Here is a 22,704-nt window from a genome sequence, read left to right as displayed (position 1 = left end):
CAGATGGCAAAGAAAAAAGACGAAAAGGACGTGCTGGTAGTCCGTGACGAGAAGACAGGCGAGATCAGCGTGGTAGCCGGGCTGAACGCGGACGGCACACCCAAGCGCACCCCCGCAAAAGCGGAGAACGCGCAGAGTTTCCTGCAATTCGACCGACATGGCGACGTGCTGGACAACTTCTTCAAGAACTTCTTCCGGCAGTGCAAGGAACCCAGCCGCTTCGGTTTCTACCGCATTGCGGCAGACCAAGCTGAAAATCTCTTAGAGGTGATGAAGCAACTGCTGAAAGACCCCGAAGCGAACAAGGAGCTGCTCGCCCCTCACAAGGTGGACACCTCCGACTATGAGAAGAAGGTGCAGGAAGAGATGGCAGCACAACAGACAGAGAAACAAGAACCTCAAAAACAGGAGAACATGGAACAACGGAAAGAACAGCAACAGGACAAATCCGAACAGATGCAGGGCAAACGTGGCTACCAGCCCATCGACGAGAGTAAAATCAACTGGCAGGAGCTGGAGGACAGATGGGGCGTAAAGCGGGACAACCTTGAAAAGTCCGGCGACCTTACGAAGATGCTCAACTATGGCAAGTCCGACTTGGTAAAGGTCAAACCGACCTTCGGCGGCGAATCATTCGAGCTGGACGCCCGCCTCTCCTTCAAGAAGGACGGTGAGGGAAACATCAGCCTCGTGCCGCACTTCATCCGCAAGGAGCAGAAGCTGGATGAGTACAAGGAACACAAATTCTCCGACAATGACCGGAAGAACCTCCGCGAAACGGGCAATCTCGGTAGGGTCGTGGACATTGTGGACAGGGAAACGGGCGAGATCATCCCCTCCTACATCAGCATCGACCGCAAGACGAATGAAATCACGGACATTCCGGCAAGCAGGGTGCGCATCCCGGAGCGCATCGGCAAGACGGAAATCACCACGCAGGAGCGGGACATGCTCCGCGCCGGACTGCCCGTACGCGACAAGCTCATCGAGCGCAACGACGGCAGAAAGTTCGTCACCACCCTGCAAGTGAACGTGGAGCAGCGCGGCGTGGAGTTCGTGCCGGGAACCGGCAAGTCGCCCCGTACCGCACAGACACAGGAAACCAAAGGCGACACATCGAAAAGTCAGGCGCAGGGCGGGGAAAATGCCGCACAGACCAAGAAGGAGCAACGCCGCAACACGTGGACGAACGAGGACGGCAGCATCCGCCCCATCAGCAAATGGAGCGGCGTGAGCTTCACCGACCAGCAGAAAGCCGACTATGTGGCGGGTAAAGCCGTGAAGCTGGAGAACGTGACCGACAAGCAGGGCTTCCATGCCACGATGTATATCAAGTTCAACCCGGAGAAGGGACGCCCGTACCGCTACGACACGAACCCTGACAATGCACAGCAGGTTGCTCCGTCCAACGAGAGCCGCACGCAGGTGGCGGTGAACAACGATGGCAAGACCAACGAGGCTACAAAGAATCTGAGAGAGCCGTTGCAGAAAGGTCAGACCAACCCGAAGGACGCCCGCCAGCAACAGCAGCAGGAGAAGCCGCAGAAGAAAACGGGCAAGGGCATGAAAATGTAATCCCGTGTCCGCCACTGAATCCAAAATAAAATCCAAAGTATCAACAAAAAAGAAGAAGACATGAAGACAATCATTGCAGAAAAGCCCTCCGTGGCACGTGAAATCGCCCGCATCGTGGGCGCGACAAAGAGAGAGGAAGGATATTTCGAGGGAGGCGGTTATGCCGTGACATGGGCATTCGGACACCTCGTTCAGCTTGCCATGCCCGACGGCTACGGCGTGCGCGGATTTGTCCGTGACAACCTCCCGATTATTCCCGACACATTCACGCTCGTCCCCCGTCAGGTCAGGACGGAGAAAGGTTACAAGCCCGACAGCGGCGTGGTGTCGCAGATAAAAGTCATCAAAAGACTGTTCGACACAAGCGAACATATCATCGTGGCGACCGATGCCGGACGCGAGGGAGAGCTTATCTTCCGCTACCTCTACCACTATACGGGTTGCACCACTCCTTTCGTGCGCCTGTGGATCAGCTCTCTCACCGACAAAGCTATCCGCGAGGGACTGCGGAAACTCGAAGACGGCAGCAAATACGACAACCTCTACCTCGCCGCCAAAGCGCGGAGCGAATCCGACTGGCTCGTGGGCATCAACGGCACACAGGCGTTATCCATCGCCGCCGGACACGGCACGTATTCCGTGGGGCGGGTGCAGACACCAACGTTGGCTATGGTATGTGAACGCTACTGGGAGAACCGCCGCTTTACGTCCGAAGCATTCTGGCAGCTCCATATCGCAACGGACGGTTGCGACGGCGAAGTCGTGAAATTCTCATCCTCCGAGAAATGGAAAGAGAAAGAACCGGCGATGGAACTATATAATAAGGTAAAGGCGGCAGGTTGCGCCACTGTCACGAAAGCCGAGCGCAAGGAGAAGACGGAGGAAACTCCCTTGCTCTACGACCTGACCACGCTCCAGAAAGAAGCCAACGCCAAGCACGGCTTCACGGCGGAACAGACGCTTGAAATCGCGCAGAAACTCTACGAAAAGAAGTTGATAACCTATCCGAGAACGGGAAGCCGCTACATCCCCGAAGACGTGTTTGCCGAAATTCCCAAACTGCTCGCTTTCATCGGCACACAGCCCGAATGGAAAGACAAGGTGCGGGCAAAAGCCGCCCCGACACGCCGCAGCGTGGACGACGGCAAGGTGACAGACCACCATGCCCTGCTCGTCACGGGTGAGAAACCGCTCTTCCTCTCCAAAGAGGACAATACCATCTATCAGATGATTGCCGGGCGCATGGTCGAGGCATTCTCTGAGAAATGCGTCAAGGATGTGACCACTGTCACGGCGGAATGTGCCGGAGTGGAGTTTACCGTAAAAGGCAGCGTCGTGAAGCAAACCGGATGGCGTGCCGTCTATGGCGAGGAAAAAGAGGAAATTACCATCCCCGGCTGGCAGGAAGGCGACACGCTGACACCGAAAGGCTCGTCCATTACCGAAGGAAAGACCAAACCCAAGCCGCTGCATACCGAAGCCACCCTGCTCTCGGCAATGGAAACGGCGGGCAAGGAAATTGAGGACGACGCACTGCGGCAGGCGATGAAGGACTGTGGCATCGGTACTCCCGCCACACGCGCCTCCATCATCGAAACGCTTTTCAAGCGCGGTTACATGGAACGCTGCAAGAAGTCGCTTGTTCCCACCGAAAAAGGACTTGCCCTCAATTCCGTCGTCAAGACGATGCGCATCGCCGATGTTGCCATGACGGGCGAATGGGAAAAGGAGCTGGCGCGTATCGAGCGCGGGGAACTGTCCGACGACACCTTCCGCAAGGAGATAGAGGCGTACACACGTGAGATAACCTCCGAACTGATCTCGTGCGACAAGCTCTTCGGCAGCCGTGACTCCGGCTGCGCGTGTCCCAAGTGTGGCACGGGCAGGATGCGGTTCTACGGCAAGGTGGTACGCTGCGACAACACGGAGTGCGGACTGCCCGTGTTCCGGCTGAAAGCGGGACGCACCCTGTCCGACGATGAAATCAAAGACCTGCTCACCGAAGGGCATACCAAGCTGCTCAAAGGGTTCAAGAGCAAACAGGGCAAGAGTTTCGATGCTGTTGTCGCCTTTGACGGGGAATATAACACGACTTTTGTGTTCCCGGAGGCTAAAAAGGACAAGAAATTTTCAGGACGGAAGAAATAGTATTAACTTTGCCACTTGTTCAGAGTAATGAATTGTTCTTCGATACCGGATTACACTCATACTTTGGATTTAGTGGTGGCACTCGGAGGGATACCGAGTGCCTTTTTCTTCCTTTTTCCAACCGATTATCCCGTTAATTATCAATCCGCTAAATCCAAAGTAATGAACAACAAGAAGAAAAACGAGGGTCAGACCGACTTTTCCTATTACGGTCTGTACCTGCTGGACTATCTCCGCACGAACAAGTTTGAACAGGCTGACGACACCGCTTTCATACGGGAACGGGCCGACCGTGCCGCCGAAACGTATGAGAGGGCACGGCTTGAAGGCTATCCCGCCGATGGTGCGCAGGAACTGGCGATGGACACGCTGCTGCGCGGGCTGCATTATTCCCGTTACGCCATCCTCCGCGAAGTCGTGGAAAACGAGTTTGCCGATGAAGTGCCGGAAGAGAAGCGTGAAGCCTTTGTCCTGAAACTGCTGCCGCTTGTCGGCAACGTGTTCTCCGTCTATGACCTCTCGGATGACAATTTCGCCCTGTCTTCCGATTACGACCTGCTCTACACGGAGCTGACGGGAGCAACCGTCCTTTACTTAGACGAATATGGCGTTTAACCGCAAACAGAAACTGCGGGACAACATCGAGGCGATACGGACGGCATTCATCCTTGACAGGGAAAATAGGACAGCGACAACCGAAGAGCGTGCCATACTTCAAAGGTACTGCGGTTTCGGCGGTCTGAAATGTATCCTCAACCCTGCAAAGGAACTGACGGATGCCGTCCGGTGGGCGAAATCCGACCTCGAACTGTTCGCCCCGACGGTGGAGCTGCACAGGCTTATCCGTGAGAACAGCAAGGACGAAACAGAGTACAAGCGGTTTGTGGATTCGCTGAAAGCGTCCGTGCTGACCGCTTTCTACACCCCCAAAGAGATAACCGACACCATCGCGGACGTGCTGGCAGATTACAGCGTCCGCCCCGCCCGTATGCTCGAACCGTCGGCAGGTGTCGGCGTGTTCGTGGATTCCATGCTGCGGCACAGCCCCAATGCGGATGTGATGGCTTTCGAGAAGGATCTGCTCACGGGTACAATCTTGAGGCATCTCTATCCCGACCAGAAAATGCGCACCTGCGGTTTTGAGAAAATCGAAAGACCGTTCAACAATTATTTCGACTTGGCGGTGTCCAACATTCCGTTCGGTGACATTGCCGTGTTCGACGCGGAGTTTCAGCGGAGCGACTCTTTCGGCAGACGCTCCGCCCAGAAAACCATCCACAACTATTTCTTTCTCAAAGGACTGGATGCCGTGCGTGACGGCGGTATCGTGGCGTTCATCACCTCGCAAGGGGTATTGAATAGCACCAAGACCTCCGTGCGTAACGAGCTGTTCAGTCAGGCCAATCTGGTATCCGCGATACGCCTGCCCAACAACCTGTTCACGGACAACGCGGGCACGGAGGTGGGCAGTGACCTGATTGTCCTGCAAAAGAACCTCAGCAAGAAGGAAATGTCGCAGGACGAGCGGCTGATGACCGTGATACAGACGGACACGAAAACCGCCCTGACCGACAACGCCTATTTCATCCACCACCCGGAACGCATCGTGCATACGATGGCGAAACTTGACACAGACCCCTACGGGAAGCCCGCTATGGTTTATCTGCACGAGGGCAAGGCAGCAGGCATCGCCGGGGATTTGCGCCGTATGCTCGACGAGGATTTCCATTACAGGCTTGCCATGCGCTTGTATTCGGGTTCAATCCGGCAGGCAGGAACGGAAGAAAAAGTTGCCGTTCAAAATAAAGTAGAGCGTCCTGCCATAAAATTGGAAACAGTATCCTCGGCGCAGACGGTGGAAACTCCGACAGAAAAGCCGCAACCCGCAGATGAAAAGCCGGAGATAGAACCGCGCCCGCAATATTCCGCAGGCGTGCAGCTCACCCTGCTTGACCTCTGGGGGATGACGGAAGAGGTCAGCCAACCGAAAACCTCCAAAAAGAAAAAGACGGTGAAAAAGGCAGTTACGGCAAAGTCCACTCCGCCCAAACCGAAAGTCACGGTTACACCGACAGCTCCAACTGCAAAACCCGCAATGGAGAATAAGGAGGTGAAAGCGGAGAACACCGCCAAGCCTGCCGACCCGGACGACATCTATGCCACACTGGACTGGGATACCAATCCTCCCATCAACGGTTTCTATGAAATGATGATGGGTTTGACGCCGGAGCGTAGGAAAGAACTTCGGGAACTGGCAAGGCAGCATAACGAGAAACAAGTGGCGGAAAAGACGGAAGTGAAAGCCGTGCCGGAAACTTCCCGTGAGCAGCCACGACAGGAGGAAACACAGCCGGAGGCAGTCGCCGCACCTGCCGTTACAGATACCCCATCGGAAGCGGTGGGGACTTTCCTTTTCCCCGACATCGAAGCGGAAAAGCCGAAGGAGGAAGTCGTGGACCTTTCTCCGCGTGCCTACCACCGCACGCCGGAGATGCACCTGCGCGAAGGGTCGCTGGTGGCTGACCGGGGGCGTCATAACATCGGCTACCTGAAAGACATCACGCCATACGGGGCGACATTCCAGCCGCTCGACCTGAAAGGATACCAGAAGGAAAAGGCGTTGTTGTATGTGTCGCTGCGTGACGCCTACGAGCGTCTGTACCGTTATGAATCGCTCCGGCGCGAGGCAAATGTTCCGTGGCGAGAGCATCTGAATACCTGTTACGATGAGTTTGTCATGCGCTACGGCAACCTCAACGCCAAGCAGAACGTGAAGTTAGTGATGATGGATGCGGGCGGGCGCGACATCCTTTCGCTGGAACGGATGGAAAACGGAAAGTTCGTCAAGGCGGACATCTTCGAGCATCCTGTTTCCTTCGCGGTGGAGAGCCATGCCAACGTAGGCTCTCCCGAAGAAGCCCTGTCTGCGTCGCTCAACAAATATGGTACGGTCAATCTCGACTATATGCGGGAGATAACCGACAGCACGGCGGAGGATTTGCTCACTGCCCTGCAAGGGCGCATCTACTACAATCCGCTCGTGACCGGTTACGAAATCAAAGACCGTTTCATCGCCGGAAATGTCATAGAGAAAGCGGAACGCATAGAGGCATGGATGGGTGACAATCCCGAAAATGAGCGTATGCCGGAGGTGAAGCAGGCGTTGGAGGCTCTGAAAGATGCCGAGCCGCAGCGCATCGCCTTCGAGGATCTGGACTTCAATTTCGGGGAACGCTGGATTCCGACGGGTGTCTATGCCGCCTACATGAGCCGGCTGTTCGACACGGAGGTGAAAATCGCCTATTCCGCAAGCATGGACGAGTTTTCGGTGGTGTGCGGCTACCGCACCATGAAAATCACGGACGAGTTTCTGGTGAAGGGGTATTACCGGAACTATGACGGTATGCACCTCCTAAAACACGCCCTGCACAACACCTGCCCTGACATGATGAAGTCCATCGGCAAGGACGAGCATGGCAACGACATCAAGATGCGCGACAGCGAGGGAATACAACTCGCCAACGCCAAGATTGACGAGATACGAAACGGCTTCTCCGAATGGCTCGAAGAGCAGTCGCCGCAGTTCAAGGAGCGGCTTGTGACGATGTATAACCGCAAGTTCAACTGTTTCGTGCGCCCGCGCTACGACGGCTCCCATCAGACCTTTCCCGACCTCAACCTGAAAGGGCTGGCAAGCCGGGGTATCAAGAGCGTCTATCCCTCACAGATGGATTGCGTCTGGATGTTGAAACAGAACGGCGGCGGAATTTGCGACCACGAGGTGGGAACCGGTAAGACGCTGATAATGTGCATCGCCGCGCATGAGATGAAGCGTCTGAATTTGGCACACAAGCCGATGATTATCGGGCTGAAAGCCAACGTTGCGGAGATTGCAGCCACCTATCAGGCGGCATATCCCAACGCACGTATTCTGTACGCTTCGGAGAAGGACTTTTCGACCGCCAACCGTGTGCGCTTCTTCAATAATATAAAGAACAACGACTACGATTGCGTCATCATGTCGCACGACCAGTTCGGCAAGATACCGCAGTCGCCGGAATTGCAGCAGCGCATCCTGCAAGCAGAGCTTGACACGGTGGAGGAAAACCTCGAAGTGCTACGGCAGCAGGGAAAGAACGTGTCGCGGGCGATGCTGAAAGGATTGGAGAAGCGCAAGCACAACCTTGAAGCGAAGCTGGAGAAGGTGGAACACGCCATAAAGTCACGCACGGACGACGTGGTGGATTTCAAGCAGATGGGCATCGACCACATCTTCATAGATGAGAGCCACCAGTTCAAGAATCTGACTTTCAACACGCGCCACGACCGTGTGGCGGGATTGGGAAACAGCGAGGGAAGCCAGAAGGCACTTAACATGCTCTTTGCCATACGCACCATACAGGAGCGCACAGGAAAAGACTTGGGTGCGACCTTCCTCTCCGGCACGACTATCAGCAACTCACTGACTGAATTGTACCTGCTGTTCAAGTACCTGCGCCCGAAGGAGCTGGAACGGCAGGACATAAGGTGTTTCGACGCTTGGGCGGCGATATTTGCCAAGAAGACGACGGATTTTGAATTTAACGTGACGAACAATGTGGTCCAGAAGGAGCGTTTCCGCTACTTCATCAAAGTGCCGGAGCTTGCCGCCTTCTATAATGAAATCACGGACTACCGCACGGCGGAGGATGTGGGCGTTGACCGTCCTGCCAAGAACGAGATACTGCACCATATACCGCCCACGCCGGAACAGGAGGACTTCATACAGAAACTGATGCAGTTCGCCAAGACGGGCGATGCCACCTTGTTGGGCAGGCTGCCGCTTTCGGAAACGGAAGAAAAGGCGAAGATGCTCATCGCCACGGACTATGCCCGGAAAATGGCACTCGACATGCGCATGATAGACCCGAATTACGAAGATCATCCCGACAACAAAGCGAGTCACTGTGCCAAGATGATCGCGGAGTATTATCAAAAATACGACGCCCAGAAAGGCACGCAGTTCGTTTTCTCTGATTTGGGGACATACCAGCCGGGCGACGGGTGGAACGTCTATTCGGAAATCAAGCGCAAACTGACGGAGGACTACGGTATACCGCCAAGCGAGGTGCGCTTCATTCAGGAGTGCAAGACCGACAAGGCGCGGAAGGCGGTGATAGACGCCATGAACGCCGGGACGGTGCGTGTGCTGTTCGGCTCTACCTCTATGCTCGGAACGGGTGTGAACGCCCAGAAACGGTGTGTGGCTATCCATCATCTCGATACGCCGTGGCGACCGTCCGACTTGCAACAGCGTGACGGACGCGGAGTTAGGGCAGGTAATGAGATTGCCAAACATTTCGCCGGGAACAACGTGGATGTAATCATCTACGCGGTGGAGAAGTCACTGGACAGCTACAAGTTCAACCTCCTGCACTGCAAGCAGACTTTCATAAGCCAGCTCAAAAGCGGTGCGATGGGTGCGCGTACCATCGACGAGGGGGCAATGGACGAAAAATCGGGCATGAATTTCTCGGAATACATGGCGTTGCTCTCCGGCAATACCGACCTGTTGGACAAGGCGAAACTGGAAAAGCGGATCGCATCGCTCGAAGGGGAACGCAAGTCGTTCAACAAGGGCAAGCGTGATTCGGAGTTCAAGCTGGAGTCAAAGACCGGCGAGTTGCGCAACAACACGGCTTTCATAGATGCCATGACGGAGGACTGGAACCGCTTCCTGTCGGTGGTGCAGACCGACAAGGAGGGCAACCGCCTTAATATAATAAAGGTGGACGGAGTGGATTCCGCCGATGAGAAGGTCATCGGAAAGCGTTTGCAGGAGATAGCCAAGAATGCCACGACCGGAGGGTTGTACACGCAGGTCGGTGAACTTTACGGTTTTCCGATAAAGGTGGTGAGCGAAAGGATACTCAAAGAGGGATTGGAGTTCACCGACAACCGCTTCGTGGTCGAGGGGAACTACAAGTACACCTACAACAACGGGCATCTGGCGATGGCTGACCCGTTGGCCGCCGCCCGCAACTTCCTCAACGCGATGGAGAGGATACCCTCCATCATCGACCAGTACAAGGCGAAGAACGAGGTGCTGGAGATGGAGATACCGCAGTTACAGGAGATAGCGGGTAAGGTGTGGAAGAAGGAGGACGAGCTGAAGCAGTTGAAGTCCGAACTTGCCGCCCTTGACCGAAAAATTCAGCTGGAGCTTGCGCCACCCACGCCCGAAGTCGCAGAAAAGGAGAATGAAGGGCAACAGCTCAAGCCGGAAGCGGAAGATGTGAGGAACAGGCAGGCGCAATATCCCGAAAATGCACCGCCGCAGATACGCAGTCCGGCGGATAGTATCGTTGCCAACCATGTCATAATCGGGCGTCCGGGACTGTATGCCAAGGAGGAAACCCGGTCCAAAGGATTGAAAATATAACCTAAGGAATTTTATCTGAAGTATTAATAAGGGCTATCCCAAAAGGTCTAAAAGTAAATTTTATCCTTTCTGCAAGTATCTATAGGATGGCAACTGCATTTTTTTCTTTTTGGGCAGCCCTTATTAAAATTTATTCTTATTTTAGGTTATATACATTCATGTCCATTTATGTAAAAAATTCCTGCTGACCTTGTTTATGTCTTGTCAGTCACCATTTGCAAAACCATATTTGACCCTCAAAGAGGCTGAATTTGATAAGTAACTTGCTACATACTCATAATAAGGAGCTAAATAGAACACGAATGGGAAATACACAAATGCTAAACTAAAGAAGATATTGGCCAAAATAAACGCTATACCGAGAGAGAAACTTGATTTTTCAACTTCCTAAAACGGTGTTGTTCAAACATTTCTACTTATTTGTACTTGCCAGTTGAACCTACGCTTCCCTAATAAAATGTCTATGGTAAAAAGTTAAAAAATCCTCCCACTTTTGTTAGATATATTTTTTTGTGTAATTTTGTAATCGTTATGCGGCAGTAATAATATACATATTAATACGAGTTAGTAATCCTGTAGTTCTCATATGCTACGAGGAGGTATTAAAAGGTGCGTTTCGACAATGCATCTACTGTAGTATATTATTGCTTAATCCAAATGAATATTATAAATTTAGGAATTCTTGCTCACATTGATGCAGGAAAAACTTCCGTAACCGAGAATCTGCTGTTTGCCAGTGGAGCAACGGAAAAGTGCGGCCGTGTGGATAATGGTGACACCATAACGGACTCTATGGATATAGAGAAACGTAGAGGAATTACTGTCCGGGCTTCTACGACATCTATTATCTGGAATGGAGTGAAATGCAATATCATTGACACTCCGGGACACATGGATTTTATTGCGGAAGTGGAGCGGACATTCAAAATGCTTGATGGAGCAGTCCTCATCTTATCCGCAAAGGAAGGCATACAAGCGCAGACAAAGTTGCTGTTCAGTACTTTACAAAAGCTGCAAATCCCGACAATTATATTTATCAATAAGATTGACCGTGCCGGTGTGAATTTGGAGCGTTTGTATATGGATATAAAAACAAATCTGTCGCAAGATGTCCTGTTTATGCAAACTGTTGTCGATGGATCGGTTTATCCGGTTTGCTCCCAAACATATATAAAGGAAGAATACAAAGAATTTGTATGCAACCATGACGACGATATATTAGAACGATATTTGGCGGATAGCGAAATTTCACCGGCTGATTATTGGAATACGATAATCGCTCTTGTGGCAAAAGCCAAAGTCTATCCGGTGCTACATGGATCAGCAATGTTCAATATCGGTATCAATGAGTTGTTGGACGCCATTTCTTCTTTTATACTTCCTCCGGCATCAGTCTCAAACAGACTTTCAGCTTATCTCTATAAGATAGAGCATGACCCCAAAGGGCATAAAAGAAGTTTTCTTAAAATAATTGACGGAAGTCTGAGACTTCGAGACGTTGTAAGAATCAACGATTCGGAAAAATTCATCAAGATTAAAAATCTAAAGACTATTTATCAGGGCAGAGAGATAAATGTTGATGAAGTGGGTGCCAATGATATCGCGATTGTAGAAGATATAGAAGATTTTCGAATCGGAGATTATTTAGGTGCTAAACCTTGTTTGATTCAAGGATTATCTCATCAGCATCCCGCTCTCAAATCCTCCGTCCGGCCAAATAAGCCCGAAGAGAGAAGCAAGGTGATATCCGCTCTGAATACATTGTGGATTGAAGACCCGTCTTTGTCCTTTTCCATAAACTCATATAGTGATGAATTGGAAATCTCGTTATATGGTTTGACCCAAAAGGAAATCATACAGACATTGCTGGAAGAACGATTTTCCGTAAAGGTCCATTTTGATGAGATCAAGACTATCTACAAAGAACGACCTATAAAAAAGGTCAATAAGATTATTCAGATCGAAGTACCACCCAACCCTTACTGGGCCACAATAGGGCTGACTCTTGAACCCTTACCGTTAGGGGCAGGGTTGCAAATCGAAAGTGACATCTCCTATGGTTATCTGAACCATTCTTTTCAAAATGCCGTTTTTGAAGGGATTCGTATGTCTTGCCAATCTGGTTTACATGGATGGGAAGTGACAGATCTGAAAGTAACTTTTACTCAAGCCGAGTATTATAGCCCGGTAAGTACACCTGCTGATTTCAGACAGCTGACCCCTTATGTCTTCAGGCTGGCTTTGCAACAGTCAGGTGTGGACATTCTCGAACCGATGCTCTGTTTTGAGTTGCAGATACCCCAAGTAGCGAGTTCCAAAGCTATTACAGATTTGCAAAAACTGATGTCTGAGATTGAAGACATCAGTTGTAATAATGAGTGGTGTCATATTAAAGGGAAAGTTCCATTAAATACAAGTAAAGACTATGCCTCAGAAGTAAGTTCGTACACTAAGGGCTTAGGCATTTTTATGGTTAAGCCATGTGGGTATCAAATAACAAAAGACGGTTATTCTGATAATATCCGCATGAACGAAAAAGATAAACTTTTATTCATGTTCCAAAAATCAATGTCATTAAAATAATGGAGCGGTCAGGAAATTTCTATAAGGCAATACGGTTGGGATATATACTTATCTCCATTCTTATCGGATGTATGGCATATAATAGCCTCTATGAATGGCAGGAGATAGAAGCATTAGAACTTGGCAATAAAAAAATAGACGAGCTCCGAAAAGAAATAAACAATATCAATATTCAAATGATAAAATTTTCTCTATTGGGTGAAACAATACTGGAATGGAACGATAAAGATATCGAGCATTACCATGCACGGCGTATGGCAATGGACAGTATGCTCTGCCGTTTCAAGGCCACCTATCCAGCAGAGCGCATCGATAGTGTGCGCAGTCTTTTAGAGGATAAGGAACGACAGATGTTCCAGATAGTCCGGTTAATGGATGAACAACAATCTATTAACAAGAAGATAGCCAATCAAATTCCGGTTATTGTACAGAAAAGTGTGCAGGAACAGTCCAAAAAGCCAAAACGAAAAGGTTTCTTAGGCATATTCGGCAAAAAAAAGGAAGTAACTCCAGCAGTATCAACCACTATCCTTCATTCGGTCAATAGAAACGTAATCAGCGAACAGAAAGTGCAGGATCGCCAATTGTCGGAACAAGCCGACAGCCTTGCAGCTCGTAATGCAGAACTTAACAGACAACTGCAAGAATTGATTTGCCAAATAGAAGAAAAGGTACAAACCGAACTGCAAAGCCGGGAAAACGAAATAGTTGCCATGCGTGAAAAGTCATTTATGCAAGTAGGCGGTTTAATGGGATTCGTTCTTCTATTGTTGTTAATTTCCTACATCATCATACATCGTGATGCAAAAAGCATTAAACAATACAAGCACAAGACAACTGATTTGATAAGGCAACTGGAACAATCCGTACAACGGAACGAGGCACTGATAACGTCAAGGAAGAAGGCGGTACATACTATCACCCATGAACTGCGCACACCGCTGACAGCAATAACAGGCTATGCCGGACTGATACGGAAAGAACAGTGTGAGGATAAGTCCGGGCAGTATATCCAAAACATACTGCAATCCTCCGACCGTATGCGGGATATGCTTAACACTTTGCTTGACTTCTTCCGCCTGGACAACGGCAAGGAACAGCCCCGTCTGTCACCCTGCCGGATTTCAGCAATCACGCACACACTTGAAACGGAGTTCATGCCTGTTGCCGTGAACAAAGGGCTGTCCTTGTCCGTGAAGACTGGACACGATGCCATTGTATTGACCGACAAAGAGCGAATAATACAAATCGGGAATAACCTGCTGTCAAACGCTGTCAAGTTCACAGAAGAAGGCGGTGTTTCTTTGATTACTGAATATGATAATGGAGTTCTGACACTGGTCGTTGAAGATACAGGTACAGGCATGACAGAAGAGGAACAGAAACAAGCGTTCGGTGCGTTTGAACGTCTATCAAATGCCGCCGCAAAGGAGGGTTTCGGGCTTGGGCTTGCCATAATGCGTAATATTGTGTCGATGCTTGGCGGAACAATCCGTTTAGACAGCAAGAAAGGGAAAGGCAGTCGTTTCACAGTTGAAATTTCTATGCAGGAAGCTGAAGAACAGCTTGGATATACAAGCAATACACCTGTTTATCATAACAATAAATTCCATGATGTTGTCGCCATTGACAATGATGAGGTATTACTTCTGATGCTGAAAGAGATGTATTCCCAAGAAGGAATACACTGCGACACTTGCACCGATGCTGCGGCACTGATGGAAATGATACGCCAGAAAGAATACAGCCTGTTGCTGACAGACTTGAATATGCCCGATATAAACGGTTTCGAATTGCTGGAACTGTTGCGTTCGTCCAACGTGGGCAATTCACCAACAATCCCGGTGGTTGTGGCAACCGCTTCGGGCAGTTGTAACAAAGGGGAACTATTGGCAAAAGGCTTTGCCGGATGCCTGTTCAAACCGTTCTCCATATCGGAACTGATGGAGGTTTCCGACAGGTGTGCCATAAAAGCGACACCGGACGGGAAACCGGACTTTTCCGCCTTATTGTCCTATGGCAATGAAGCCGTCATGCTGGAAAAGTTGATAACTGAAACAGAAAAGGAAATGCAGGCGGTACGGGATGCAGCAAAAGAAAAAGACCTGCAAAAGCTGGATTCCCTGATCCACCACCTGCGCAGTTCGTGGGAGGTGCTCCGTGCCGACCAACCGCTGAATGTACTTTACGGATTGCTTCGTGGCGATGCTCTCCCGGATGGTGAAGCGTTAAGCCATGCCGTGACTGCCGTGCTGGATAAGGGAGTGGAAATAATACGGTTGGCAGAAGAGGAAAGGAGAAAATACGAAGATGAATAAGACAAAAATAATTGTGGTGGAAGACAACATCGTGTATTGCGAATATGTCTGCAATATGCTGTCACGGGAGGGCTACCGCAATATGAAGGCTTACCACCTCTCAACCGCGAAGAAACATCTGCAACAGGCAACAGATAATGATATCGTGGTTGCCGACCTGCGTCTGCCTGACGGCAGTGGCATAGACCTTTTGTGCTGGATGCGAAAGGAGGGAAAGATGCAGCCCTTCATCATTATGACCGACTACGCCGAAGTTAATACCGCCGTGGAAAGCATGAAACTCGGCTCGATAGACTATATTCCCAAACAGCTTGTGGAGGATAAACTTGTCCCCCTGATCCGTTCCATACTGAAAGAACGTCAGGCAGGACAACGCCGTATGCCTATATTCGCCCGTGAAGGTTCCGCCTTTCAGAAAATCATGCACCGCATAAGGCTGGTAGCCGCCACCGATATGAGCGTGATGATATTTGGTGAGAACGGCACGGGCAAGGAGCATATTGCCCACCTGTTGCATGACAAGAGCAAACGTGCAGGCAAGCCATTTGTGGCGGTGGACTGCGGTTCACTCTCCAAAGAGCTTGCACCGTCGGCTTTCTTCGGACACGTCAAAGGTGCATTTACAGGTGCGGACAATGCCAAGAAAGGATATTTCCATGAGGCGGAAGGCGGCACGTTGTTTCTGGACGAGGTAGGAAACCTCGCGTTGGAAACCCAACAGATGTTGCTCCGTGCCATACAGGAGAGGCGGTATCGCCCGGTCGGAGACAAGGCAGACCGGAATTTCAATGTCCGCATCATCGCTGCTACCAATGAAGATTTGGAGGTATCGGTGAATGAAAAGCGTTTTCGGCAGGATCTTCTGTACCGCCTGCACGACTTCGGGATAACCGTTCCTCCGTTGCGTGACTGTCAAGAAGACATTATGCCGCTGGCAGAGTTCTTCCGTGATATGGCAAACAGAGAGCTGGAGTGTAGCGTGAGCGGGTTCAGTTCCGAAGCACGTAAAGCGTTGCTGACACACGCATGGCCGGGCAACGTGCGGGAACTTCGGCAGAAAGTTATGGGTGCTGTATTGCAGGCGCAGGAAGGTGTTGTCATGAAAGAGCATCTGGAACTTGCCGTGACGAAACCGACCTCTACTGTCAGCTTCGCCTTGCGCAATGACGCGGAGGATAAGGAGCGGATATTGCGTGCGTTGAAACAGGCAAACGGCAACCGGAGTGTCGCCGCAGAACTGCTCGGCATAGGCAGGACAACACTATACAGCAAACTTGAAGAGTATGGACTTAAATATAAATTCAAGCAATCATAGCCCGTAATTCACTGAATTTGGCTATCTTTGCATAACATTTGAGAAAAACGGCGATTGGCAGGAGCTTTTCGCCGCCAACATATAGGATAAGACCGCAAGGCGTTTCAAGCGAAAATCTGGTAAATTGGAACTACGGAGACGATTGCGTGATGCTTATGCTATGCTTACGCATAGCGTGCATTCACGTACTCTCCGTAAAGGCTTTACCAGAGCCATCGCTTGAAGGTAGTGTGAATTGCACGCTACTTTTTTACCCTTGCCTAACGAAAGGAAACGATTATGGGTAAAGTTCAGATTCTCGCCGTACTGACGATGGACGGATGTCTTTCTTCAGAGTTATATGATAAAGCACATCAGGATTTGTGCCTTGACCGTTGCGGTCTTGATGAAATCAGGAAGAAAGCCTTTTACCGTGTGACACCGGACTATTCCATTTCAATGCTGCACGAATGGAGAAAAGACTGCACAAACATCCGTTACCTCGCGGAAGCCACACCGGACACGGCAGACTATATAAACGGACTGCTGCGGATGCACGCTGTGGATGAAATCATACTATACACCGTTCCTTTCATATCCGGAAGCGGACGACATTTTTTTAAGTCGGCTCTGCCAGAGCAACACTGGACGCTTTCCTCTTTGAAAAGCTATCCCAACGGTGTATGTCGCATTATCTATATCCTTGATAAAAAAGCAAGATAGCCAAAATGTGCGGCAAGCATACATTTCTATTTTCAGGAATAGAATAAATGTTCCGATTACAAACAATTTAAGTCGGAGATAATTTGTCCTTGTGAAAAAATACTGAATTTTATACCTCTGAAATCCAGCACTTTGTAAAATTGAGTGTTGGATTTTTTATTTTCTGCCGCGTTTTTTGCCAATTATATTCATGTGCGCACGCAGAAAACAAAGTGTAATTTTCAAAATTGACAGAACCATGAATTATTTCTTGCTGGCGGAAACCGACTTTTTCCGCCTGATAAACGAAGCCGGCGACTGCAATATGGAAACGGCATACACGGCTTTCGCCACCCAAGTGATCGAACTGTGCAACGGCGGCATGGACATGAACCTTACCGTCATCGCGCTTGCCTACATCGAAATCGAGTTGCAGCACCATCCCGTACGTAATCTGTCAGAAGAAAAAAGAGAGATTGCCGCCTACGTCAGCAAGGCTCTGTCTTTCGTAAGAAAGATGCAGAAATTCCTTGCCACGCCCCAAGTGCCACCACTAATATCCGCCAACAACGCAACAGAAACCACCGCCAGCCTTCTTCAATGGACGGGCAATGCCATCGACCTCGTGGAACTTATCTACGGCATAGACGTGATGGGCTGCATCAACAACGGCAATATGCCGCTCAAACAGCTCGCCCCACTTCTCTATAAGATATTCGGGGTTGATTCTAAAGACTGCTACCGCTTCTACACTGATATCAAACGCCGGAAGAACGAAAGCCGCACCTATTTCATTGACAGGATGCAGGAAAAACTGAACGAGAGAATGTTGCGTGATGAGGAGTTGGAGCGGATGAGAAAATAAAAAAATATCCATTACATATGAGAAGACAGGAATACTCGTATCCTGTCTTTTTATTTTCATTTAATTATATATTAATTAGCACAATATATGTGAGTTTTTCATTCCTATAAGGACAAATTTCAGAAACGTATGTCTGGTAAATTATTGAGTCATCATAGTATGAACATATATCATTACTAAAAACAATGAAACAACTTCCATAAGATTGTGGTTGTAAAAATCGCCATTTAATAGCCCGTTTTTTTTGTAAAATTCGCCAATTAAAAAAATATGATTATCTTTGCATTATATTTTATAAGGTATGGAAACAGTAAATAGAATACTTCAAGAGAAGATTACAGCACGAATCGCGCCCAATAAAGCAGTACTGATTTTTGGTGCTCGCCGTGTTGGTAAAACGGTAATGATGCGTAAAATTGTGGACAACTATTCAGGTAGGACGATGATGCTCAACGGCGAAGACTACGACACATTAGCACTATTGGAGAATCGCTCAATAGCCAATTATCGGCATTTATTGGATGGTATTGATTTGCTGGCTATTGATGAGGCACAGAACATACCACAAATCGGTAGTATTCTGAAGTTGATAGTTGATGAAATACCGGGAATAAGTGTCTTGGCAAGTGGTTCTTCGTCATTCGATTTGCTGAATAAGACTGGTGAACCGTTGGTCGGCCGCAGTACGCAATTTCTCCTTACACCATTCTCGCAACGGGAAATCGCACAGACGGAAACGGCACTTGAAACCCGCCAGAACCTCGAAGCGCGCTTGATTTACGGTTCCTATCCCGAAGTAGTAATGATGGAGAACTATGAACGTAAAACAGACTACCTACGTGATATTGTCGGTGCATACCTGCTTAAAGATATCTTAGCAATTGACGGCTTAAAAAATTCGAGCAAGATGCGCGATCTACTGCGATTGATAGCTTTTCAGTTGGGCAGCGAAGTTTCTTACGAAGAGTTAGGTAAACAACTCGGCATGAGCAAGACGACCGTTGAAAAATACCTCGACCTATTGGAAAAGGTCTTCGTTATCTATCGTCTGGGGGCTTATTCGCGTAACCTACGCAAGGAGGTTACAAAAGCTGGCAAGTGGTACTTCTACGACAACGGCATTCGCAATGCCATTATCGGGGCTTTCTCACCGCTGGCCATTCGGCAGGATGTCGGTGCGCTGTGGGAGAACTACATCATCGGAGAGCGGCGCAAAGCGAACTTCAATGAGGGACTGCACAGGGAGTTCTATTTCTGGCGCACCTACGACAAACAGGAAATCGACCTGATTGAGGAGAGTGCCGACAGTCTTACCGCCTTGGAGTTCAAGTGGGGAAATAAAATGCCGGCCGCACCGAAAGCCTTCCAAGAAGCCTATCCCTATGCCGAGTTTCATGTGGTAAATCGGGAGAATTATTTGGAGTTCGTATAATCAATAAATTACGTATATGGAAACAAAACTACAATCCAAACAGCAATATCCGCGGTTTATCCAAAATAAACCGTGTGGTATTGACAAATTCGATGGAGGTTCGCAAGAAAGGTTGGCAAAAACTATTGCTCGCCATTTTTGTCAGAATGATTCATTGGATGAGGAATGTACTTTACCTCGAATTATCGGCATCGAAGGTATTTGGGGATCTGGAAAATCCAACGTGGTTAAAATGTTGGAACGTGAATTATCAGACGACTATTACTTTTTTGAGTATGACGCATGGGGACATCAAGAGGACTTGCAACGCCGCTCTATATTGGAATTGCTTACAAGCAAACTTATTGATGATGGTATCCTATCTGGAAATGCAACAATAAAAGTCAAAGGTGGAGGTACGAAAACCGTATCATGGTCTGAAAAGCTGAAATATTTATTAGCCCGTAAAACGGAGACCGTAACCGAAAAATATCCCCTTATCAGTAATGGTATGGTTGCGGCATTTTTGGTTGCAGTTTTAACTCCGATATTTACATTTATTGCGTATGCAGTAAAACCTACACCCACAACATGGTGGTTTTCTTTATTGTCTATTATCATAGCTGCACTGCCAGTTCTTATTGCATTGTGCGTTTGGAAATGGGCATATAGCAAAGATCATAAATATGGATGGAGTTATATGTTAGCTATTTATCAAGATAAAGTCGAAAAGGACGTTTGCTATGAGACTTTGAGCGAAGACGAACCAACGGTTTACGAGTTCAAAACATGGATGCAAGACATTTCTGATTTTATCAAGGAAAAAGGACAACGTAAATTAGTCCTTGTTTTTGACAACATGGATCGTCTCCCCGCTGAAAAAGTAAAAGAATTATGGTCTTCTATCCATACGTTCTTCGCCGATAGCGGTTTTGAAAATGTTTGGGCTGTTATTCCTTTCGATGAAACACATTTAGCTTGTGCATTCGGAGATGAGACCGACGAACAAACGAAACAACTGACCAAGTATTTTATCAATAAAACTTTCCCTATTGTTTATCGTGTTGCTCCTCCTGTTATTACCGACTATCGAAGTATATTCAACAAACTGTTTGTTGAAGCATTTGGAGAAACAGAAAATGAAGCGAAAGAAACTATAAATCGGATATTCAGATTGGTAAATCCTAATGCCAATGTTAGGGAAATTATATCATATATCAATGAGATGGTCGCTCTTAAACAAGAGTGGTGTAACGAAATTTTGATGATAAACATAGCATTGTTCTGTTTGAAGAAGACGGATATTCTGGCAAATCCAGTAGAACAAATATTGTCCGGCGACTATCTGAATGGCATTCAAACAATAATTAACAATGATCTGCAAACACAACGCGAAATTGCAGCTTTGGTATATGGTGTCGATGTTGAAGATGCTCGACAAATTCCATTGAAAAAATATATTGAAGGCTGCATCAACGGAGAAGAAGACCACGACATAAATCAATATGCAGAGACTAATAAACAATTTGACACTGTATTAGAAGAAGTTATACAATGTATGGACAATGCGCTTATCGATAAGATTATACATTGTTTGCATAAATTAACTCGAAAGAGCGATGTTATTCTGCGTGTATGGCAAAGAATAGCACAATTGAAATTAAAAGAATCCATAGAGAAGCAGGTGTTCCCTGTCGAATACCAAGAACTGCTGTTGCATTTAGACACGGAAAGCCAAAACCATGTGATTGCTCAATTATATAAGAAGATAGTTCGGTTCAATGACTTCAATGGCGGCGACTATTTCAAAACGTTAGATGCAATAGACAGGTTTATTGCGCAAAATAAGTTGGCGTGCGATTTTACGTCATTGATTGAAGCAAAAACAGTCAAGCCAAATACATTTATCGATTATATTCAAGCTGCAAATGCAACAGATGCTGCCTATCGGGATAACGCGACAACTAAAGCATATAAATATTATCAAGTAGCAACAAATTCGGAGGCGCTCGATAATTATTTGGCAAACTTACTACCCGATAATTTCGACCATGCAGATATTGTAAAAACGTTAAAAGATAATTCTACCTATACGTTTCCAACGCTTTTGCAAGCGATCACGAATTGCATTGATGAACAGAATGTAAATAAAGATAATATAGGGGCTATATTTACAACCTATCGTTTATTGGCATCTGACGAAGAAAGACCTTTACCTGTAACGTTAGATTCAACCTACATAAATCAGTTGCATTCTGAATTAGAAACTGATGGCCGAAACATTAAAGAGTCTGGATATTACGATTTAGTCGCCATGCAATTGGCACATGGTCATTCCGTTTCCTTAATAGAGGGTGGAGATATAAAATATGTTGCAGAACTCATGGACTATTATGTGGATCATGGAGACTTATTAGTAAATAGTGTGGGATGGAATATACCGCTATTAAATGAAACACTACAATACATGGTAAATCATAAACTTGGCTATAAATTATTGCTCTCAGACATATTGCCCCAATTTGAAGATATTAAGAACAGAATAGGTGTAACGGATGAGGTATTTATCGAGCATTTAGCAGAGTGGAATACCGATTTGGATAAGTATATCACTAAGAACAATATTAAAGATGTAATTCCTGACGCATCTTTTTACGATTTGACCACTAAAATAAGCAATGTCCTGACCGATCATATCAATAAAATAGCGTTCGAAGCGTTGTCTGAAATAAGTGTTGATACATTATACGCCCAAAGAACAGCACATACATCATATTATTGGTTTGTCGCAATAAAACATTTACTGGCTAAAATCAAATCCTTGCCAGATAACTTGACTGAATTTGGCAAAAAGATTCTGATGGATATTGCTTCTGGAACTCAAAGTTTGAATCCTTTCCCTAATTGTTTCAAGAATATAGTTGAAAGATTGGATAAACGAAAAATTAAATCGACAGTTACCGATATAAGAAATGATTTCTGCATCGGTAAAAAGACTATCAATGCAATAAAGTTTCAATTTTTCGAAACATGGCTTAGATCGCATGGTAATTTGAAAAGTCAAGCTGGAGACGTTATTGATAAAATAGTGAAACCTGTAATTTCCGATGGGGCATGCCGTTCATTGATTCTGCAAAACAAAGATTTTTATATGGATTTAATAAATACAGCAGGGGATGATGCTTATGAATTGAAAAAGAGTCTCCGAAACCTCATACAAAAAGATTCAGATCCGCAATTGGTTAAATTTGTCAATTCGATAGATTCAGTACCTGAGGTTGAAACCGCGTAAGTATTTGTCTAACAAGTCCGAATTTTACGATTTTACCCGTCAGAACTGAAGTGCCCCCCAAAAAAATTGTATCCAACTTTTGGGGGGCACTTCAA

At 47.7% G+C, this 22,704-nt stretch carries 11 protein-coding genes; all 11 read left to right on the top strand.

The genetic code is table 11. The annotated features are described in order from the left end of the window. Positions 1-3: 3 nt before the first annotated feature. The 11 genes from NQ542_RS09075 to NQ542_RS09025 all read left to right on the top strand — a co-directional run bounded on the left by NQ542_RS09075 (position 4) and on the right by NQ542_RS09025 (position 22,609). Positions 4-1,575, top strand: coding sequence for a DUF3945 domain-containing protein (locus NQ542_RS09075; protein ID WP_004291455.1), 1,572 nt, complete (start codon positions 4-6; stop codon positions 1,573-1,575). Positions 1,576-1,635: 60 nt separating this feature from the next. Beyond that, entirely contained in the window at positions 1,636-3,723 is a 2,088-nt protein-coding gene (topB, locus tag NQ542_RS09070) for a type IA DNA topoisomerase (protein ID WP_004291456.1), read from the top strand. A gap of 162 nt (positions 3,724-3,885) precedes the next feature. Continuing rightward, positions 3,886-4,338: a DUF1896 domain-containing protein gene (locus tag NQ542_RS09065; RefSeq protein ID WP_004304266.1), complete on the top strand. Its 453-nt coding sequence runs from the start codon at positions 3,886-3,888 to the stop codon at positions 4,336-4,338. Continuing rightward, positions 4,328-10,144 carry an N-6 DNA methylase gene (locus NQ542_RS09060; RefSeq protein ID WP_004291462.1) on the top strand — a complete coding sequence of 1,939 codons (5,817 nt, stop codon included), beginning with the start codon at positions 4,328-4,330 and terminating at the stop codon, positions 10,142-10,144. The genes NQ542_RS09065 and NQ542_RS09060 overlap by 11 nt, the downstream gene beginning before the upstream one ends. Positions 10,145-10,801: 657 nt before the next feature. After that, positions 10,802-12,727, top strand: coding sequence for a tetracycline resistance ribosomal protection protein Tet(Q) (gene tet(Q) / locus NQ542_RS09055; RefSeq protein ID WP_004291466.1), 1,926 nt, complete (start codon positions 10,802-10,804; stop codon positions 12,725-12,727). Further along, positions 12,727-15,045, top strand: coding sequence for a hybrid sensor histidine kinase/response regulator (locus NQ542_RS09050; RefSeq protein WP_004291467.1), 2,319 nt, complete (start codon positions 12,727-12,729; stop codon positions 15,043-15,045). The genes tet(Q) and NQ542_RS09050 overlap by 1 nt, the downstream gene beginning before the upstream one ends. Beyond that, positions 15,038-16,360: a sigma-54-dependent transcriptional regulator gene (locus tag NQ542_RS09045; protein ID WP_004291471.1), complete on the top strand. Its 1,323-nt coding sequence runs from the start codon at positions 15,038-15,040 to the stop codon at positions 16,358-16,360. Before NQ542_RS09050 ends, NQ542_RS09045 begins: the two co-directional genes overlap by 8 nt. 279 nt (positions 16,361-16,639) lie before the next feature. Further along, positions 16,640-17,062: a dihydrofolate reductase family protein gene (locus NQ542_RS09040; protein ID WP_004291474.1), complete on the top strand. Its 423-nt coding sequence runs from the start codon at positions 16,640-16,642 to the stop codon at positions 17,060-17,062. A 238-nt stretch (positions 17,063-17,300) separates the two neighbouring features. Next, complete coding sequence (locus tag NQ542_RS09035) at positions 17,301-17,906, top strand: RteC domain-containing protein (protein ID WP_004304269.1); 606 nt, start codon at positions 17,301-17,303, stop codon at positions 17,904-17,906. Positions 17,907-18,207: 301 nt separating this feature from the next. After that, complete coding sequence (locus NQ542_RS09030) at positions 18,208-19,338, top strand: ATP-binding protein (protein WP_004291480.1); 1,131 nt, start codon at positions 18,208-18,210, stop codon at positions 19,336-19,338. Positions 19,339-19,354: 16 nt separating this feature from the next. Then, positions 19,355-22,609: a P-loop NTPase fold protein gene (locus NQ542_RS09025; protein WP_004291481.1), complete on the top strand. Its 3,255-nt coding sequence runs from the start codon at positions 19,355-19,357 to the stop codon at positions 22,607-22,609. Positions 22,610-22,704 lie beyond the last annotated feature (95 nt).

The sequence above is a fragment of the Parabacteroides merdae ATCC 43184 genome (genome assembly GCF_025151215.1).
Classification (GTDB): Bacteria; Bacteroidota; Bacteroidia; order Bacteroidales; family Tannerellaceae; genus Parabacteroides; species Parabacteroides merdae.
Note: the sequence above shows the minus strand (reverse complement) of the source record. Positions and strands in the feature narration are given on the sequence as shown.

Bases quoted from the DNA above. Each gene is read 5' to 3' on its own strand.
- NQ542_RS09075 (WP_004291455.1), top strand. From the start codon at position 4: ATGGCAAAGAAAAAAGACGAAAAGGACGTGCTGGTAGTCCGTGACGAG.
- topB (WP_004291456.1), top strand. From the start codon at position 1,636: ATGAAGACAATCATTGCAGAAAAGCCCTCCGTGGCACGTGAAATCGCC.
- NQ542_RS09065 (WP_004304266.1), top strand. From the start codon at position 3,886: ATGAACAACAAGAAGAAAAACGAGGGTCAGACCGACTTTTCCTATTAC.
- NQ542_RS09060 (WP_004291462.1), top strand. From the start codon at position 4,328: ATGGCGTTTAACCGCAAACAGAAACTGCGGGACAACATCGAGGCGATA.
- NQ542_RS09050 (WP_004291467.1), top strand. From the start codon at position 12,727: ATGGAGCGGTCAGGAAATTTCTATAAGGCAATACGGTTGGGATATATA.
- NQ542_RS09045 (WP_004291471.1), top strand. From the start codon at position 15,038: ATGAATAAGACAAAAATAATTGTGGTGGAAGACAACATCGTGTATTGC.
- NQ542_RS09040 (WP_004291474.1), top strand. From the start codon at position 16,640: ATGGGTAAAGTTCAGATTCTCGCCGTACTGACGATGGACGGATGTCTT.
- NQ542_RS09035 (WP_004304269.1), top strand. From the start codon at position 17,301: ATGAATTATTTCTTGCTGGCGGAAACCGACTTTTTCCGCCTGATAAAC.
- NQ542_RS09030 (WP_004291480.1), top strand. From the start codon at position 18,208: ATGGAAACAGTAAATAGAATACTTCAAGAGAAGATTACAGCACGAATC.
- NQ542_RS09025 (WP_004291481.1), top strand. From the start codon at position 19,355: ATGGAAACAAAACTACAATCCAAACAGCAATATCCGCGGTTTATCCAA.